Source organism: Streptomyces sp. NPDC048671 (assembly GCF_055587045.1).
The window spans coordinates 242496-258663 of the sequence record NZ_JBVJHB010000007.1 but is presented as its reverse complement, the minus strand read 5'-3'; the positions used below and the strand labels follow the sequence as shown (position 1 = coordinate 258663).

The following is a 16168-nucleotide window of genomic DNA, read 5'->3' as shown; positions in this document are numbered from 1 at the left end:
GGCGCCAACCTGCAGACGCGCCAGCCAGCGGCAAATGGTTCGGGCGTTTACCCGCCCCGGGATCCGGAGAGTGCCACGATGAGCGGTACGTGCTCTAGGGGGACCCATGCGTGTTGACATTCATGTAGACGGCTCTGACGCCGAGTTGCGTTCGCTGTACCGCTGGCTGCGCGACGAGCCGGAGTTGCGGCGTACGGCAGAGATTTCGCTGGCTGGTCCAGACGCTGAACCCGGGGACATGGGGACCGTGCTGGACATCGTGCAGCTGGTCACAGGCAACGCTTGGTCTGCGGCGTCGTTCGCCGTATCTGTTGCCGCCTGGAAGCAGTCTCGTTCGCGCCCGCCTCGAGTCACGGTGCAGCGCGGTGCGATGGAGATCACATTGACAGACTGCAACCAAGAGGAGGTGCGACGGATTGTTGCCCTGTTTACCGATCAGCCGACTCCCGAGCCTGGTTCCGGGTCGACCGAAGACCACAGCATCTAGTTGACGCGGTGACTCTGCCCAAGCCTGCCACTAGCCGTGCCATCCTCATCGGGGTCAGTCGCTACGACGTACTCGCTCCCATTGCTTCTGTCACGGGCAATCTGACCGACCTGAAGGCGGTTCTTACCAGTCATTCCTCGTGGAACCTGCCCGAGGAACACTGCATTGTGCTCCCCGAACCTGCAAGTCACGTCCAGGTCATAGATGCTGTTCGGGAAGCCGCCGCCCATGCAAAGGACACTTTGCTGGTGTACTTCTCCGGGCACGGGTTGCGGGACGAAGCGTCCGGTGATCTGTACCTGGCGCTCCCAATGACCCAGGAAGGGCATGCGTACACCGGGCTGGAGTTCGAGCACCTCCGCAGAGCTGTGCGGGACGCAGACGCCCTCCGCAAGATCGTGGTGCTCGACTGCTGCTACGCGGGCCTTGCCACGCTGAGCAGCGGTAGCGAACTGGCTGAAGACGCCGCTATCGATGGCGCCTTTCTGATGGCCGCAGCGCAACCCAACCGGAGAGCACGATTCGCTCCGGGCGCACGCAACACGGTCTTCACCGGCGAGTTGCTGCGAGTCATGCGGCAGGGCGTAGCGGGTGGTCCCGAGCTGCTGAACGTGAACGCCGTCTACCGCCAGGCCCATAACAACCTAGTGGCACAAAGGCAACCGGAGCCGCAGAAGAGCGAGCTGAACGACGCCGGATCACTCTCCTTGATTCGCAACGCGCAATACCGCCCCGCCGATGAGGCGTTGGAGAGTCAGGATGAGCTGTTAGCACCCGAGCCGCAGCCGCCGGAAGACGGATCGATAGGCGATCCCGTTGTCTTCACGAAGCGCTCTGGGGGTTGCGCCATGTCTCTCCTAGTAGTGGCTCTCATCCTGGCCCTCCCACTGCTCTGGGGGTGCGTTGTCGGCGACCCCGGCATGCTGTTCAGGGCCTTCTGGCAAGAAGATCAACCCCAAATTGATCTCGCGATGGCCCGGGTCCCCGAGACCGTGGCGTCTTGGACACTTCTGGCGGCCGGGGCGATTGTCTGGGTGGGCTACCGGCGCCTAGTCGCACCGTATGAACTGCGCATCTCCCCGGACCAGATCACCGTGATTCGAGGGCCGAAAGGGTTGCGCGACGCCCCTGGGCCGTCCGCCCACTATCCGTGGCACCGGATCATTGACTCCCGCGTGGCATGGGTACCCATGCCCTTCAGCAGACGAGGCCGCTTCCTCCTCGCGCTTCAACTGCGCTCTGAGACTCCGGAGCGGATCCCCCGGTTCTCCCGGCATACGTGGCGCTCCCGCCCCGGGGGTGAACGGTTTGTCGCCGACCTTGGCCGTCTGGACTGCGTACCAGCACACGTGGACCAGGCGATCAAGCGGTTCGGCGGACCTGCCTGGTCCAAATCGCCTGACGCCATACGCCCCGGTTACGCAGCCCCTGTGCTGGCCCCAGAGAGATTCACCGGGCTGCACCTCAGCACGAAACGGTGGCGACTGACACTACTCTGCGTTGCTTTGACTGCACTAGCCTTAACCCCACTCACGACGGTGCTCCTAAAGATTTCTCCGTGGCACTACGGTCTGCGTTTCCTCCCTTTGGCCCTGTGGACGGCGCTCTTGCTGCTGCCCAACCTCGTACCAGCAGCGCACCTCCGCTACCCGAGCACCCTGACCATCGACGCCAAAGGAGTCACGCACACCCGCAAGGGGCTGACCCGACGGTGGGAGTGGTCACAGATCGAGCGGATAGGCGTCGCTTCGTGGCGGCGCGGCAAGGCCGCGAACGGTGCGCTGTTTATTCGGCCGCTCAATGAGCCGGATCTTTTGGGCTCCCATCCTCGTATGCCAGGAATGCCACCTTGGGCCGCTTCCCGCCTCGGCGGCATCCTTGTATGCGACTTGATCTCTCTTGGCGCCCGGCGCCCCGCTGTGGAAGCAGCCCTGCTGCGCTTCGGCGGCGACTCATGGGACCCTGGTATACGTCCTGAGCACGGCGTTGTACAGGACGACAGTGAATGTGCGCACTTCCAGGGAAGCATTCCGGGCCTGCGCACCATATTGGCCGTATCAGCAACACTCATAGCGATCAACTTCCTATTCGGCCTTGTAATGGATCCTCTCCCGACGGCTACGAAAGGTGCACTGTCCTACATAGGCGCCTACACCTTTTACATCAGCGTCGCTCTTATTGCTTCCTTGGTTCGGGACCGCTTTTCACTAATCGTCGATCCGCATGCTCTCACCCTGCGGATCAGCAAGCGCGAGCTGGTGATTCCCTGGCATGATGTCCATGCGATCGGTAGATCGGATGCTAAACGGGCGAGCGATCCCGAGTTGGTAGTGTGGCTCCTTGAAGACGCCGTACCTCGCCATCGCGCCACATGGAAGTTTTGGGTGGGACGTTCAGGTGCAGAGCTACGGGTAATGTCGCTGGGCACTAAGGCGAGCGTCCTGTCTGCTTCAACGGAGCGTGTCGATGCCGCCCTGCGTAGGTTCGCCCAAAATCGATTCCGGAGCCGACAGCAAGCGCCATCGATCTCATCGGGTGACAACACAGAGGTGCGCCACGAGCCCTCGGAGGACCGTCCCTGACGTCGGCCGGGAGTTGGGCCTTGCACGGCGGGCGATGACGCCCGCAGGACACACGGTGGCAGCTGTCGGCCGGCAGAAATGCGGCATGCCACCCCGCTTATGAGCGCTGCTCATCAGACGCGGAATCGATGCTTCCGTAAGGAGCAGTGCTCACGAAGTCGCGCTCCCTGCACGCCGGACCGGCCCTCCGATCCGGACATCACCCCGCGCCTCGCGTCCCGCTCCATCAGGTGCACGGCCTTGCCCAGGAGGCGGGCCGCTCTTGACTCCCGGGACACCCGCCGGTGCCCCGGATGCGCGGCACCCGGGGAGGAGGCTGTCCATATGCGTGGTCAGCCGGGATAAGGCGCGGAGCGGTGCTCCAAGAAGTGCTGGAGGCGCAGGCGTTGGGTGTGGTGCATGGACAGCGCGTCGAGGTCCGCCGGTGCCACGAACCGCAGTTCCGTGCTCTCGTCGGACAAGCAGAGCTCCCCGCCCGTGATGCGGGCCGTGAAGCAGACGTTGAACTGTCGTCTGACCTCGCCGTCGCTGTACTCGATGACATGCCGGGGGTCCGTGTACGTGCCGACCAGTCCCGTGATCTCCACGTCGAGGCCGGTCTCCTCCTTGACCTCGCGGACGGCCGTGCCGGGCAGCGAGTCGCCCAGGCCCATCCCTCCGCCGGGCAGCGCCCACAGGCCGTTGTCGGTGCGCCGTTGCAACAGGATGCGGCCCGCGCTGTCGGTGACCACCGCCGATGCGGCCACCACCAGGCTGTTCGACGCGGGCGCGTGAGGATCGTCGTAGTACTCGGTCCGGGCCATCGGGTCATGCCTCCAGGGGGCGCGCTGTCTCCCACACCGCGTCGAAACTGTCCGCGTAGGTGTCGAACAGGCCGCCGGAGTCGTGGCGGCGAAGGTGCCACACGGGCGGACCGTACGCGTTCACACCCCAGAGGTGGGCATTATTGGCCAACACCTGATCATCAGCCCGGTACAAGCTGTTGTGGACCGAGACCAGCGCCGCCACCGCCATCGTCGCGGCCACCCCCGACACGGCCGCGTCCAGGCCGTGCGTGAAGGCACTGAACGCGTCGGAGAGCAAGGCGTCCCGGTCGTGCGGCGGGAGTTGCCGGGCCACGGCCACCGCGCCGCCCAGGGTCTCCCGGGCCGCGTCGGGTGCGTCCGCTGCGCCGGCGAATCGACTCACGTGAACTCGCCCCGGGTGAGCGGGTGCCGTCCACCCGCGCCGTCGTCCGGGAGTGGGGTGTCGCCATGGCGACACCCCACGAAGGCGCTGTCCGTGCTGCGCTCGGAGGGGCTGGTGCGGGCCGTGCCGGGCGTCGGCACCGTGGTCGCGGACCGCACCGGGCGCCTCGCGGTCACCGGGGACGGGCCGGCGCTGAGCCGCGAGCGGATCGTGCGTACCGCGGTCGAACTGGCCGACGCCGAGGGCCTGCCCGCCGTGTCGATGCGCCGGGTCGCGACCATCCTGGCCACGTCCACCACGGCGCTGTACCGCCATGTCCCGGGCAAGGCCGAATTGGTGCGGCTGATGTCGGAGGAGGCGCTCGGGGAACGTCCGCCGGGTCCCGTGCCGCAGCACTGGCGAACCGGTCTTGAGCCCGCCGCCCGCTGGCTGCGCGCGGTGTACGGGCGTCACCCATGGATGGCACAGGCGATGGCCTCCTTCACCCGGCCCACGGCGTCCCCGCACGCGATGCGGTACACGGAGTGGGTGCTGCGCGCCCTGAAGGGCACCGGGCTGTCCCCGCACGCCATGCTCCACACCCACCTCACCCTCTTCGCCTATGTGCAGGGACTGGCCCAGGCCGCCGATCTGGAGGCGCAGGCGCGGCAGGACACCGGGCTGTCCGACGAGGAGTGGATGGCGCGGAACGAGCCACAGTTCGAAGCCGTCTCGACAGGTGGTCACTTCCAGGTTCTGCGCGCTCTTTTCGAACACGACGACTTCGAGCTCGACCTCGACGTCCTCTTCGATTTCGGGCTGGGGAGGACGCTGGACGGCATCGCGGTGATGATCGGCGAAACGTCCGCTTAACGAACACGACTATTACGGCAACGGACGAATTCCGGCCATCTTCTTGACGCGACCCTGACAGCAACACCCTTCTGCTGGCACTGTTCATCCCGTTCTGCGCACTGCCTGCTCTGCCCGGACGGCTCACCCAGCCGCCGGTACCCCCCTTGCAGAAGGAGTCCGCGTGAGATCCACGCCCAGCCGTCGTGCCACCGCGACCGGCGCTCTGATAGCCGCAGCAGCCCTTCTGGCCGCCGGAGTCCAGACCGGCACGGCCACCGCGACACCGGCCGGCGCGTCCAGCGCCGCCGCCGCCACCGCCGCTGCATCCGCAGGTGCCGATCACGGTGCGCTGCCCAGGCAGCTCTCCCCCTCCCAGCGTGCGGAGCTGATCCGCGACGCGAACGCGAGCAAGGCGGCCACCGCCAAGGACCTCGGTCTCGGCTCGCAGGAGAAGCTCGTCGTCCGGGACGTCATCCAGGACAACGACGGCACCACGCACACGCGTTACGAGCGCACCTTCAGCGGACTCCCGGTCCTCGGCGGCGACCTGGTCGTCCAGCAGTCGAAGGCCGGCGCGACCAAGAGCGTCACCAAGGCCTCCAAGGCCACCACCGCCCAGCTGAAGGCCGTGGACACGGCCGCGGCGGTAGCCCCGGCTGCGGCCGAGAAGCAGGCGCTCGGTGCGGCCAAGGCCGACGGCTCGGACAAGACCGTCGCCGAGAAGGCGCCCCGCAAGGTCGTCTGGATGGCGAGCGGCACACCGCAGCTCGCCTACGAGACCGTGGTCGGCGGGCTCCAGGAGGACGGCACCCCGAACGCGCTGCACGTCGTCACGGACGCGACCACCGGTGCGAAGCTCTACGAGTGGCAGGCCATCGAGAAGGGCACCGGCAACACCGAGTACAGCGGGCAGGTGACCCTCGGCACCGCCCCCTCGTACACGCTGACCGACACCGGCCGCGGCAACCACAAGACGTACAACCTGAACCACGGTTCGTCCGGCACGGGCACCCTGTTCTCCGGCTCGGACGACGTCTGGGGTGACGGCACCCCCCAGAACGCCGAGACCGCGGCGGCCGACGCGCACTACGGTGCGGCCGAGACGTGGGACTACTACAAGAACGTCCACGGCCGCACGGGCATCCGGGGTGACGGCGTCGGGGCGTACTCACGCGTCCACTACGGCAACAGCTACGTCAACGCCTTCTGGGACGACAGCTGCTTCTGCATGACGTACGGCGACGGCAGCGGCAACGCGTCCCCGCTGACCGCGCTGGACGTGGCCGCGCACGAGATGACGCACGGCGTCACCTCGAACACCGCGGGCCTGAACTACAGCGGTGAGTCCGGCGGCCTCAACGAGGCGACCAGCGACATCTTCGCGACCGCCGTCGAGTTCTACGCCAACAACGCCACCGACAAGGGCGACTACCTCATCGGCGAGAAGATCGACATCAACGGCGACGGCACCCCGCTGCGCTACCAGGACAAGCCGAGCAGGGACGGCATCTCCAAGGACGCCTGGTACTCGGGCCTCGGGAACATCGACGTCCACTACTCGTCGGGCCCGGCCAACCACTTCTTCTACCTGCTCTCGGAGGGCAGCGGCGCCAAGACCATCAACGGCGTCTCGTACGACTCCCCGACCTCCGACGGCCTGCCGGTGACCGGCATCGGCCGCGCCAAGGCCGAGCTGATCTGGTTCAAGGCGCTCACCACCAAGTTCAACTCCACCACGAACTACGCGGGCGCCCGCACGGGCACGCTCGCCGCGGCCGGTGAGCTGTACGGCACGACCAGCGCCGAGTACACGGCCGTGGCCAACGCCTGGGCCGGCATCAACGTCGGCTCGCGCCCCGGCGGCGGCACCGACCCCGGCGGCACGGTCTTCGAGAACGCCACCGCCACGGCCATCCCGGACCACGGCTCGGCAGTCACCAGCTCGGTCAACGTCACCGGCCGTACCGGCAACGCCCCCAGTGCCCTCAAGGTCGGCGTGGACATCACCCACACCTACCGCGGTGACCTGGTCATCGACCTGGTCGCCCCGAACGGCACCACCTACCGGCTGAAGAACTCCTCCAGCAGTGACTACGCGGACGACGTCAGGACGACGTACACCGTCAACGCCTCCTCGGTGGCGGCGAACGGTACCTGGAAGCTGAAGGTCCAGGACGTCTACTCGGGCGACACCGGAAAGATCAACAGCTTCAAGCTCACCTTCTGAACCCGGCCGCACGGCACGCACCGCGGCTGACGCGGTATCCCGCCCGGGAGGAGTACCCACTCCTCCCGGGCGGTTCCGCGCTCAGGCGGGGTTGTCCGCGTGGGTCAGCGTCTCCCAGGCGACGAACAGGTTGTCGGTCCCGGCGGGCCTGCGCCGCTCGGTGAGGGTCTGGGTGTTGGTCATCGCGATGCCCATCCGGTTGTGCAGCGCGTTGAACCCGACCTCGGTGACCGGGCCGAGGTTGTCCTTGAGCGATCCGCCGCAGAGCGACGACGGAACGGCCTCCCCCAGCTGGTACTTGGCGTGCAGCCCCAGCGCGTGGCGCAGCCGGTCGGCGATCTCCGGGTAGAGGTCCTGCCCCTGGATCCGGCTGGTCTCGGCGATGTGCGAGATGGCGGAGAGGCCGTAGCCGGTGTGGGTGAGGTCGCGGCAGGTCTCCTGCGAGAGCCCGTCCATGAAGGTCGACTGGCCCTGCCAGTACTTGACGATCTTGTCGCGGGTGTCGAGCCCGCTGCCGGGCGCCGTCTTCGGCAGCGCGCCGTCCGAGGTCAGATAGATGTACGCGGGCACCCGTCCGCGGAACTTGGTGACCGCCTTGTCGTAGGAGGTGCGGTCCTCCAGGAAGACCGAGATGCCGATCGCGGCCTCGGTCATGCTCAGCTCCCAGTTCCCGTTGCTGTTCGAGCCGTTGATGACCTTGGGCAGGTAGACGTCGCGCAGCATGGTGGCGAACCGGCCGGCGTTCGGCCAGCCGCTGTAGGTGTACTTGATGATCTCGGCGGCGCGCGGCCAGGAGGAGCCGGCCCAGCCGGTCTGGAGCGGGGCGTTGCTGTTGGTGTGGTCCTTGATGACGGCCGACCATGCGTCCATGATCTCGACGGCCTTGGCGGCGTAGCGGCTGTCCTGGGTGATGTACCAGGCCAGCGAGAGCGTGTAGGCGGCTATCGCGTCCTCGCGCTCGTCGGTGCAGCCGTTGTTGGGGTCGGAGTACGAGCCGCACTCCACGACGGCCCGGGGTTTGGCGGTCCGGGTGAGCGAGGCGTACTTGCTCGCCATCATCTGGTCGTACGCGCCCTTCCAGGGCTGGGCGCCGGCCTGCACCTTGGTGCGTACGAAGTCCAGTTGGGGGCGGCTGACGAGAACGCCGGGGTGGGTGAAGGCGGCGGGGGCGGCGGCCACCGCCGGGGCCGGGTCCGGGGCGCCCCGGCCGGCCGAGGCCGGGGCCATGGAGAAGCCGGTGATCAGTGCCGCGAGGGCGGTGGCGAGGCCGAGGCCGCGCCCGATGGTTCCGGTGCGCATGTGGGGGTGCCTTCCGGTGCGGAGGAGGTCCGGTAACTAGGGCCTGTATTGGGTTGTCCCGCGGCGTCGCGGGGCTGGGCACGCACGCTCGCAGCGTTGCCGAAACGCCCTGGTAGCTCCGCTACAAGGGCGCTCCGGCGCCTTGCGATCGCACGCACCCAGCCCCGCTCCTTCCTCCACGTGACAACCCAATACAGGCCCTAGACCCGAAACCAACGGAGTTCACTCACGTGAACGATGGGCCGGGTTGTGAACCCTGCGATGAGTGAGGAACTTAAATGCATCGCATGGACACGTCAAGCGCATGCGTTCAGAAGACGAAGGACCCGGCACCGGTGGAACGGTGCCGGGCCCCGAGCGGGAGCGGGAGAACGGGACGTCAGCGCATCAGCAGGCCCGCACCCTCGCCCGTTCCCTCCGTCGGCTGTGCCACCAGGCCGAGTTCGGCTCCGCCGGCCAGCAGCGGATGGGCCGGCAGCACCCGCACGGTGTACCCGTAGGGGCCCGTCCGGTCGAGGGCCAGCGGGCCGTCGTACAGCCAGCGGCCCTCCAGGTCCTGACCCCCGGCCGGCTTCAGCGGGAAGACCTGGGCGTCCGTGATGGCGTCGGCGGCGTCCACCCGGCCGGCCACCGCCTGCACCTCCACATCGTCCGGCTCCAGTACCCCGAGGCTGATCCGGACCCGCAGCGCCAGCGTCGAGCCCAGCTCCGCCGAGCTGCCCGCCTCGGTGGGCGTCACCGCCTCGACATGGTCGACCGCCACCCGTGGCCAGGCCGCCCGGACCCTGGCCTTCCAGCCGGCGAGCTCCCGCGCCGCGGTGGCGTCCAAGGAGCGCTGGGCGAGTGCCGCGGGGGCGTACAGCCGCTCCACGTACTCACGGACCATGCGCCCCGCGAGGACCTTGGGGCCGAGGGTGCCCAGCGTGCGGCGGACCATCTCGATCCAGCGCTCCGGGAACCCCTCGCCCCCGTGGTCGTAGAAGCGGGGCGCGACCCGGTCCTCGATCAGCTCGTAGAGGGCGTTGGCCTCCAGATCGTCACGCCGGTCCTCGTCCATGGCGGAGCCGTCGGCCGTCGGGATCGCCCAGCCGAAGTCCGGCTCGAACCACTCGTCCCACCAGCCGTCGAGAACGGAGAGGTTGAGGCAGCCGTTGAGGGCGGCCTTCATCCCGCTCGTACCGCACGCCTCCAGCGGGCGCAGCGGGTTGTTCAGCCAGACATCGCAGCCCGGGTAGAGCTTCTGGGCCATCGCCATCCCGTAGTCGGGCAGGAAGACGATGCGGTGGCGCACCCGGGGGTCGTCGGCGAACCGGACCAGCTCCTGGACCAGCCGTTTCCCGCTGTCGTCGGCCGGATGCGCCTTGCCCGCCACGACGATCTGGATCGGGCGCTCCGGGTGGAGGAGCAGCCTCCGCAGCCGGTCGCGGTCGCGCAGCATCAGCGTGAGCCGCTTGTACGAGGGGACGCGGCGGGCGAAGCCGATCGTCAGTACGTCGGGGTCCAGGACGCCGTCGATCCAGCCGAGTTCGGCGGGCTCCGCGCCGCGGGTGCGCCAGGAGGCGTGCAGCCGCTGCCGCACCTCGGTCACCAGTTGTTCGCGCAGCGTCCGCCGCAGGTCCCAGAGCTGCCGGTCGGGGATGGCGGCGGCGGAGTCCCACCGTCCGGGGGTGCCCCCGGACTCGGTGCGCAGCCGGTAGATCTCGGGGGCGACCCAGGTGGGCGCGTGGACCCCGTTGGTCACGGAGGTGATCGGCACCTCCGGGGCGTCGAAGCCCGGCCAGAGCCCGGCGAACATCTCCCGGCTGACCGCCCCGTGCAGGGTGGAGACCCCGTTGGCCCGCTGGGCGAGCCGCAGGCCCATCACGGCCATGTTGAAGACGCCGGGATCGCCGCCGTCGTACGTCTCGGTGCCCAGGTGCAGGATGCGTTCGGCGGAGACCCCCGGCAGTTCTCCGTCGTCACCGAAGTGACGGGCGACGAGTTCGCGGTCGAACCGGTCGATCCCCGCCGGCACCGGGGTGTGGGTGGTGAAGACGGTGCCGGCCCGTACGGACTCCACCGCGGCGCCGAAGTCCAGGCCGCTGCCGGAGAGCTCCCGGATGCGTTCGAGGCCCAGGAATCCGGCGTGGCCCTCGTTGGTGTGGAACACCTCGGGTGCCGGGTGGCCGGTGAGCCGGCAGTAGGTCCGCACGGCGCGCACGCCGCCGATGCCCAGCAGTATTTCCTGGAGCAGCCGGTGCTCGCTGCCGCCGCCGTACAGCCGGTCGGTGACCTCGCGTTCGCCGGGGGCGTTGCCCTCGACGTCGGAGTCGAGCATGAGGAGCGGCACCCGGCCCACCTGGGCCTGCCAGATGTGGGCGTGCAGCGAGCGGCCGCCGGGGAGCGCGAGAACCACCTCGCTCGGGGTCCCGTCGGCTTCCCGCAGCAGGGTGAGCGGCAGTTCGTTGGGGTCGAGGACGGGATAGTGCTCCTGCTGCCAGCCGTCCCTGGAGAGGCTCTGGCGGAAGTAGCCGTGGCGGTAGAGCAGGCCGACTCCGACCAGGGGGACGCCCAGGTCGCTGGCGGCCTTGAGATGGTCCCCGGCGAGGATGCCGAGCCCGCCGGAGTACTGGGGCAGGGCCGCGGTCACCCCGAACTCGGGCGAGAAGTAGGCGATGGCGGTGGGCAGCTCGACGCCCTGCGCCACTTGTTCCTGGTACCACCTGGGGCCCTGAAGGTAGTCCCGGAGGCCGGCGGACACCTCGGTCAGCCGGTGCAGGAACGCTTCGTCATGGGCGAGCTCGGCGAGCCGCCCGGCGGAGACGGCACCGAGCAGGCGCACGGGATCGCCGTCCGCCGCCGGGCCGGCCACCGGGTCGACGGACCGGAAGAGCTCACGGGTCTCGGTGTGCCAGGACCAGCGCAGGTTGCGGGCGAGATCGCTGAGGGGTTGAAGGGGATCGGGGAGGACGGGACGCACGGTGAATCGACGAATGGCCTTCACGTATTCCACCTTTACAGGGGACGTCCGGATCCGAGGGGACGCACCACGGTGTGCGCCGCTCCGTCACCCTCGACGTTAGCCGTGCGCGGCACTCGGCAACCACGGCGCACGGCCGTCCGGCGGCGTGCGACCCCGGGCGGGCCGACCGCCCCTTCCGCCCCGCGCTCCCGGTTCCGCTCCGCGCTCCTGAGCACCGCCGGGCACTGGACGCGGCTCCAGGCGCATCCGTCACAGGCGTTATGGCCGATTCCCTCCCCTCGTACGGCCTTGTGGGCCTTCGCCCCACAGGGAAGGCTTCCCAGTGGCGTCCGCCGTCCCCGCGTGCGCCGGCTTTCCGCAACCCCGCGCACGCGCGGCGGAGCCCGGCGTATTCGGACCGTCACAGATACGCCCGAGTAGTTAACAAACCACCGGATTGGCCTACCGGCATCCGTGGGAAGGCTTCTCCGGTACCCGGAACGAATGCGTTCGGATGAAAGTTCAAGGCAATCCGTCCCGGACCAGCAGCCGGTTAATCCGCCGTTCGGCGGCGATCCGCCCGCGGTTCGTATGCGATCGGTACGGCCCGCGCGCATTCGGTCCACACCCGTGCACCACACCCTCACCCCACCCATTCGAGTGCCATTCGAGTGAACGCGGACAGGAGCGGCCATGCCCACACCCCACCAGTCGTCAACGGAGCAGCTAGAAAGGACGGAACCCCACCATCGCGGCGCGCGTGTTCAGCCCTCCGCAGCCGCAGCGCGCCCTGTTGAGTCCGAGCTCCAGTCCCCAGGTGATTTCATGATCGGTCGCATTCCCGTCCTCGACGTCCGCCCCCTCGTCGATTGCGGAAGAAGGCCCGCCAAGGCGGTTTCCGGTGAGACCTTCCAGATCACCGCGACCGTCTTCCGCGAGGGCCATGACGCGGTCGCGGCCAACGTCGTCCTGCTCGACCCGAGCGGGCGCCCCGGCCCCTGGACTCCGATGCGCGAGCTCGCTCCGGGCACCGACCGCTGGGGCGCCGATGTGACGCCGGACGCGGAGGGGAGCTGGACGTACGCGGTCGAGGGCTGGAGCGATCCGGTGGCCACCTGGCGGCACACCGCCCGGATCAAGATCCCGGCGGGGATCGACACCGCACTCGTCCTCGCGGAGGGCGCGCAGCTGTACGAGCGGGCCGCCGAGGGCGTGCCCAAGCGGGACGGCCGCGAGGCGGTGCTGTCCGCGGTCGACGCCCTGCGCGACGCGTCCCGCCCGGCCGCCGCCCGGCTGGCCGCCGCGCTCACCCCCGAGGCGGAGGAGGCGCTGGCCGGGCATCCCCTGCGTGAGCTGGTCACCGCCTCGCGCCCGCTCCCGCTCGTCGTCGAGCGCCGGCGTGCCCTGTTCGGTTCCTGGTACGAGCTGTTCCCCCGGTCCGAGGGCGCCAGGACCGAACCGGTGAAGGCGCCGCGCAAGGGCCGCTCGGCCAAGGCGCGGGCGGCCGCCGCGCAGCCGCCCCGGATCGTCAGCGGCACCTTCCGCACGGCGGCCGAGCGGCTGCCGGCGGTCGCGGCGATGGGCTTCGACGTGGTCTACCTGCCACCCGTCCACCCCATCGGGACCACCCACCGCAAGGGCCCGAACAACTCGCTCTCCCCCGCCGCGCACGATGTGGGGGTGCCGTGGGCGATCGGCTCGGCCGAGGGCGGCCACGATGCCGTCCACCCCGATCTCGGCACCCTCGACGACTTCGACCATTTCGTCGGGACCGCGCGAAATCTGCGCATGGAGATCGCACTGGATTTCGCCCTCCAGTGCTCCCCCGATCACCCGTGGGTCACGGAACACCCCGAGTGGTTCCACCACCGGGCGGACGGCAGTATCGCCTACGCGGAGAATCCTCCCAAGAAATACCAGGACATCTACCCGATCGCTTTCGACAAGGATCTGGGCGGAATCGTCACGGAGACCGTGCGCATTCTCCGGTTCTGGATGGATCACGGGGTACGGATCTTCCGCGTCGACAATCCGCACACCAAGCCGGTGATCTTCTGGGAGAAGGTCATCGCCGACATCAACGGCACCGATCCCGATGTGATCTTCCTGGCCGAGGCATTCACCCGTCCCGCGATGATGCACGCACTCGCCACCATCGGATTCCAGCAGTCGTACACCTACTTCACCTGGCGCAACAGCCGGCGGGAAATCACCGAGTACGTGAGCGAACTGTCCGGTGAGACGGCCTCCTGCATGAGGCCGAATTTCTTCGTGAACACCCCCGACATCCTCCCCGGACATCTCCAGGACGGCGGCAGGCCCGCCTTCGAGGCACGGGCGGTGCTCGCGGCGACGCTCTCCCCCACCTGGGGGGTGTACGCGGGGTACGAGCTCTGCGAGAACACCCCGATCCGCAGCGGCAGTGAGGAGTACCTCGACTCGGAGAAGTACGAGATCCGGCCCAGGGACTGGGAAGCCGCCGAGCGCGAGGGCCGGTCGCTGGCCCCGCTCATCACCACGCTCAACCGGATCAGGCGCCGCCACCCGGCGCTGCAACAGCTGCGTGACGTGCACTTCCACTCGTCCGACAACGACGCCCTGATCGTGTACAGCAAGCGCTCCGGTTCGAACATCGTTCTGATGGTCGTCAACCTCGACCCGCACCACACCCAGGAGGCGACCGTCTCGTTGGACATGCCGCGACTCGGCCTCGACCGGCACGAGAGCGTGCCGGTGCGCGACGAGCTCACCGGCACTTCCTATCACTGGGGCAGGACCTTCTATGTGCGCCTTGAGCCGGGCGTGACGCCCGCGCACATCGCCGTCCTGCGACCGTCCCCGCCGACCGGAGGGTCACCCACACCATGATCGTCAATGAGCCCGTCCACGACACGTTCGAGGACACCCCGGCCAAGGACCGCGATCCCGACTGGTTCAAGCGTGCCGTCTTCTACGAGGTCCTCGTCCGTTCCTTCCAGGACTCCAACGGCGACGGCATCGGAGATCTCAAGGGGATCACCGCCAAACTGGACTACCTCCAGTGGCTGGGCGTCGACTGCCTCTGGCTGCCGCCGTTCTTCAAGTCGCCGCTGCGCGACGGTGGTTACGACGTCTCCGACTACACCGCCGTGCTGCCCGAGTTCGGCGACCTCGCCGACTTCGTCGAGTTCGTCGACGCCGCGCACCAGCGCGGGATGCGCGTGATCATCGACTTCGTCATGAATCACACCAGCGACCAGCACGACTGGTTCCAGCAGTCCCGCACCGACCCCGAGGGGCCGTACGGCGACTACTACGTCTGGGCCGACGACGACAAGCAGTTCCAGGACGCCCGGATCATCTTCGTCGACACCGAGACGTCCAACTGGACCTTCGACCCGGTGCGCAAGCAGTACTACTGGCACCGGTTCTTCTCGCACCAGCCCGACCTCAACTACGAGAACCCGGCGGTGCAGGAGGAGATCGTCTCCGCCCTGCGCTTCTGGCTGGACCTCGGCATCGACGGCTTCCGGGTCGACGCCGTGCCGTACCTCTACCAGCGCGAGGGCACCAACTGCGAGAACCTCCCGGAGACCCACGGCTTCCTCAAGCGGGTCCGCAAGGAGATCGACGCCAACTACCCGGACACCGTGCTGCTCGCCGAGGCCAACCAGTGGCCCGAGGACGTCGTCGACTACTTCGGCGACTACCAGGCGGGCGGCGACGAGTGCCACATGGCGTTCCACTTCCCCGTGATGCCGCGGATCTTCATGGCCGTACGCCGCGAGAGCCGCTACCCGGTCTCCGAAATCCTGGCCAAGACACCGGCGATCCCGTCCGGCTGCCAGTGGGGCATCTTCCTGCGCAACCACGACGAGCTGACACTCGAAATGGTCACGGACGAAGAGCGCGACTACATGTACGCGGAGTACGCCAAGGATCCGCGGATGCGGGCCAACATCGGGATCAGGCGGCGCCTGGCCCCCCTGCTGGACAACGACCGCAACCAGATCGAACTGTTCACCGCCCTGCTGCTGTCGCTGCCCGGCTCCCCGATCCTCTACTACGGGGACGAGATCGGGATGGGCGACAACATCTGGCTGGGCGACCGGGACGCCGTACGCACCCCGATGCAGTGGACGCCCGACCGGAACGCGGGATTCTCCTCCAGCGATCCGGGACGGCTCTTCCTCCCCACGATCATGGACCCCGTCTACGGCTACCAGGTCACCAACGTCGAGGCGGCGATGGCGTCGCCGTCCTCGCTGCTGCACTGGACGCGCCGGATGATCGAGATCCGCAAGCAGAACCCGGCGTTCGGCCTCGGCTCGTACACCGAACTGCCCTCGTCCAACCCCGCGGTGCTCGCCTTCACCCGTGAGCACGGGGACGACCTCGTGCTGTGCGTGCACAACTTCTCCCGGTTCGCGCAGCCCACGGAGCTCGATCTGCGGTCCTTCAACGGGCGTCATCCGGTGGAGCTGATCGGCGGGGTGCGCTTCCCCGCCATCGGTCAGTGGCCCTACCTGCTGACGCTCGCGGGACACGGCTTCTACTGGTTCCGCCTCCGCAAGGACGCACCGCCGAGCTGACCGGGGACCGGTTGCACAGGCCGCTGGAGAGGCTCTCGT

General features: G+C 68.4%; 9 protein-coding genes and 1 pseudogene. 6 read left to right on the top strand and 4 right to left on the bottom strand.

Translation table 11 applies throughout. The features are described from left to right. The first annotated feature begins 106 nt into the window (after positions 1-106). Both ACZ6S6_RS16430 and ACZ6S6_RS16425 read left to right on the top strand, forming a co-directional pair. Positions 107-487, top strand: coding sequence for an effector-associated constant component EACC1 (locus ACZ6S6_RS16430; RefSeq protein WP_362964811.1), 381 nt, complete (start codon positions 107-109; stop codon positions 485-487). Between the two features lie 8 nt (positions 488-495). Further along, the gene (locus tag ACZ6S6_RS16425) at positions 496-3069 is read left to right on the top strand and encodes a caspase family protein (RefSeq protein WP_469706039.1); all 2574 of its coding nucleotides are present in this window, start codon (positions 496-498) and stop codon (positions 3067-3069) included. Between the two features lie 332 nt (positions 3070-3401). On the opposite strand, the gene ACZ6S6_RS16420 is transcribed toward ACZ6S6_RS16425, so the two are convergent. Together ACZ6S6_RS16420 and ACZ6S6_RS16415 are read right to left on the bottom strand one after the other, a co-directional pair. Next, positions 3402-3872 (bottom strand): NUDIX domain-containing protein, encoded by a 471-nt coding sequence (locus tag ACZ6S6_RS16420; protein WP_469706038.1) that lies wholly within the window; start codon positions 3870-3872, stop codon positions 3402-3404. A 4-nt stretch (positions 3873-3876) separates the two neighbouring features. Continuing rightward, positions 3877-4062, bottom strand: a pseudogene (locus tag ACZ6S6_RS16415) (transcriptional regulator); the annotation flags it as partial. Positions 4063-4314: 252 nt separating this feature from the next. On the opposite strand from ACZ6S6_RS16415, the gene ACZ6S6_RS16410 reads away from it, so the two are divergent. Beyond that, entirely contained in the window at positions 4315-5109 is a 795-nt protein-coding gene (locus tag ACZ6S6_RS16410) for a TetR/AcrR family transcriptional regulator C-terminal domain-containing protein (RefSeq protein WP_362964805.1), read from the top strand. A 163-nt stretch (positions 5110-5272) separates the two neighbouring features. Next, complete coding sequence (locus tag ACZ6S6_RS16405) at positions 5273-7318, top strand: M4 family metallopeptidase (protein WP_469706037.1); 2046 nt, start codon at positions 5273-5275, stop codon at positions 7316-7318. 81 nt (positions 7319-7399) lie between these two features. Here ACZ6S6_RS16405 and ACZ6S6_RS16400 read toward each other — a convergent pair whose 3' ends face one another. Continuing rightward, positions 7400-8617, bottom strand: a complete 1218-nt coding sequence (locus tag ACZ6S6_RS16400; protein ID WP_469706036.1) for an alginate lyase family protein — start codon at positions 8615-8617, stop codon at positions 7400-7402. Positions 8618-8996: 379 nt separating this feature from the next. Next, positions 8997-11600, bottom strand: a complete 2604-nt coding sequence (gene glgP, locus ACZ6S6_RS16395) for an alpha-glucan family phosphorylase (RefSeq protein WP_469706035.1) — start codon at positions 11598-11600, stop codon at positions 8997-8999. A gap of 783 nt (positions 11601-12383) precedes the next feature. Between glgP and ACZ6S6_RS16390 the strand changes: the two genes are divergently transcribed. Together ACZ6S6_RS16390 and treS are read left to right on the top strand one after the other, a co-directional pair. Next, positions 12384-14426, top strand: a complete 2043-nt coding sequence (locus tag ACZ6S6_RS16390; RefSeq protein ID WP_469706034.1) for an alpha-1,4-glucan--maltose-1-phosphate maltosyltransferase — start codon at positions 12384-12386, stop codon at positions 14424-14426. After that, entirely contained in the window at positions 14423-16129 is a 1707-nt protein-coding gene (treS, locus tag ACZ6S6_RS16385) for a maltose alpha-D-glucosyltransferase (RefSeq protein WP_362964796.1), read from the top strand. The genes ACZ6S6_RS16390 and treS overlap by 4 nt, the downstream gene beginning before the upstream one ends. The last annotated feature ends 39 nt before the right edge of the window (positions 16130-16168 follow it).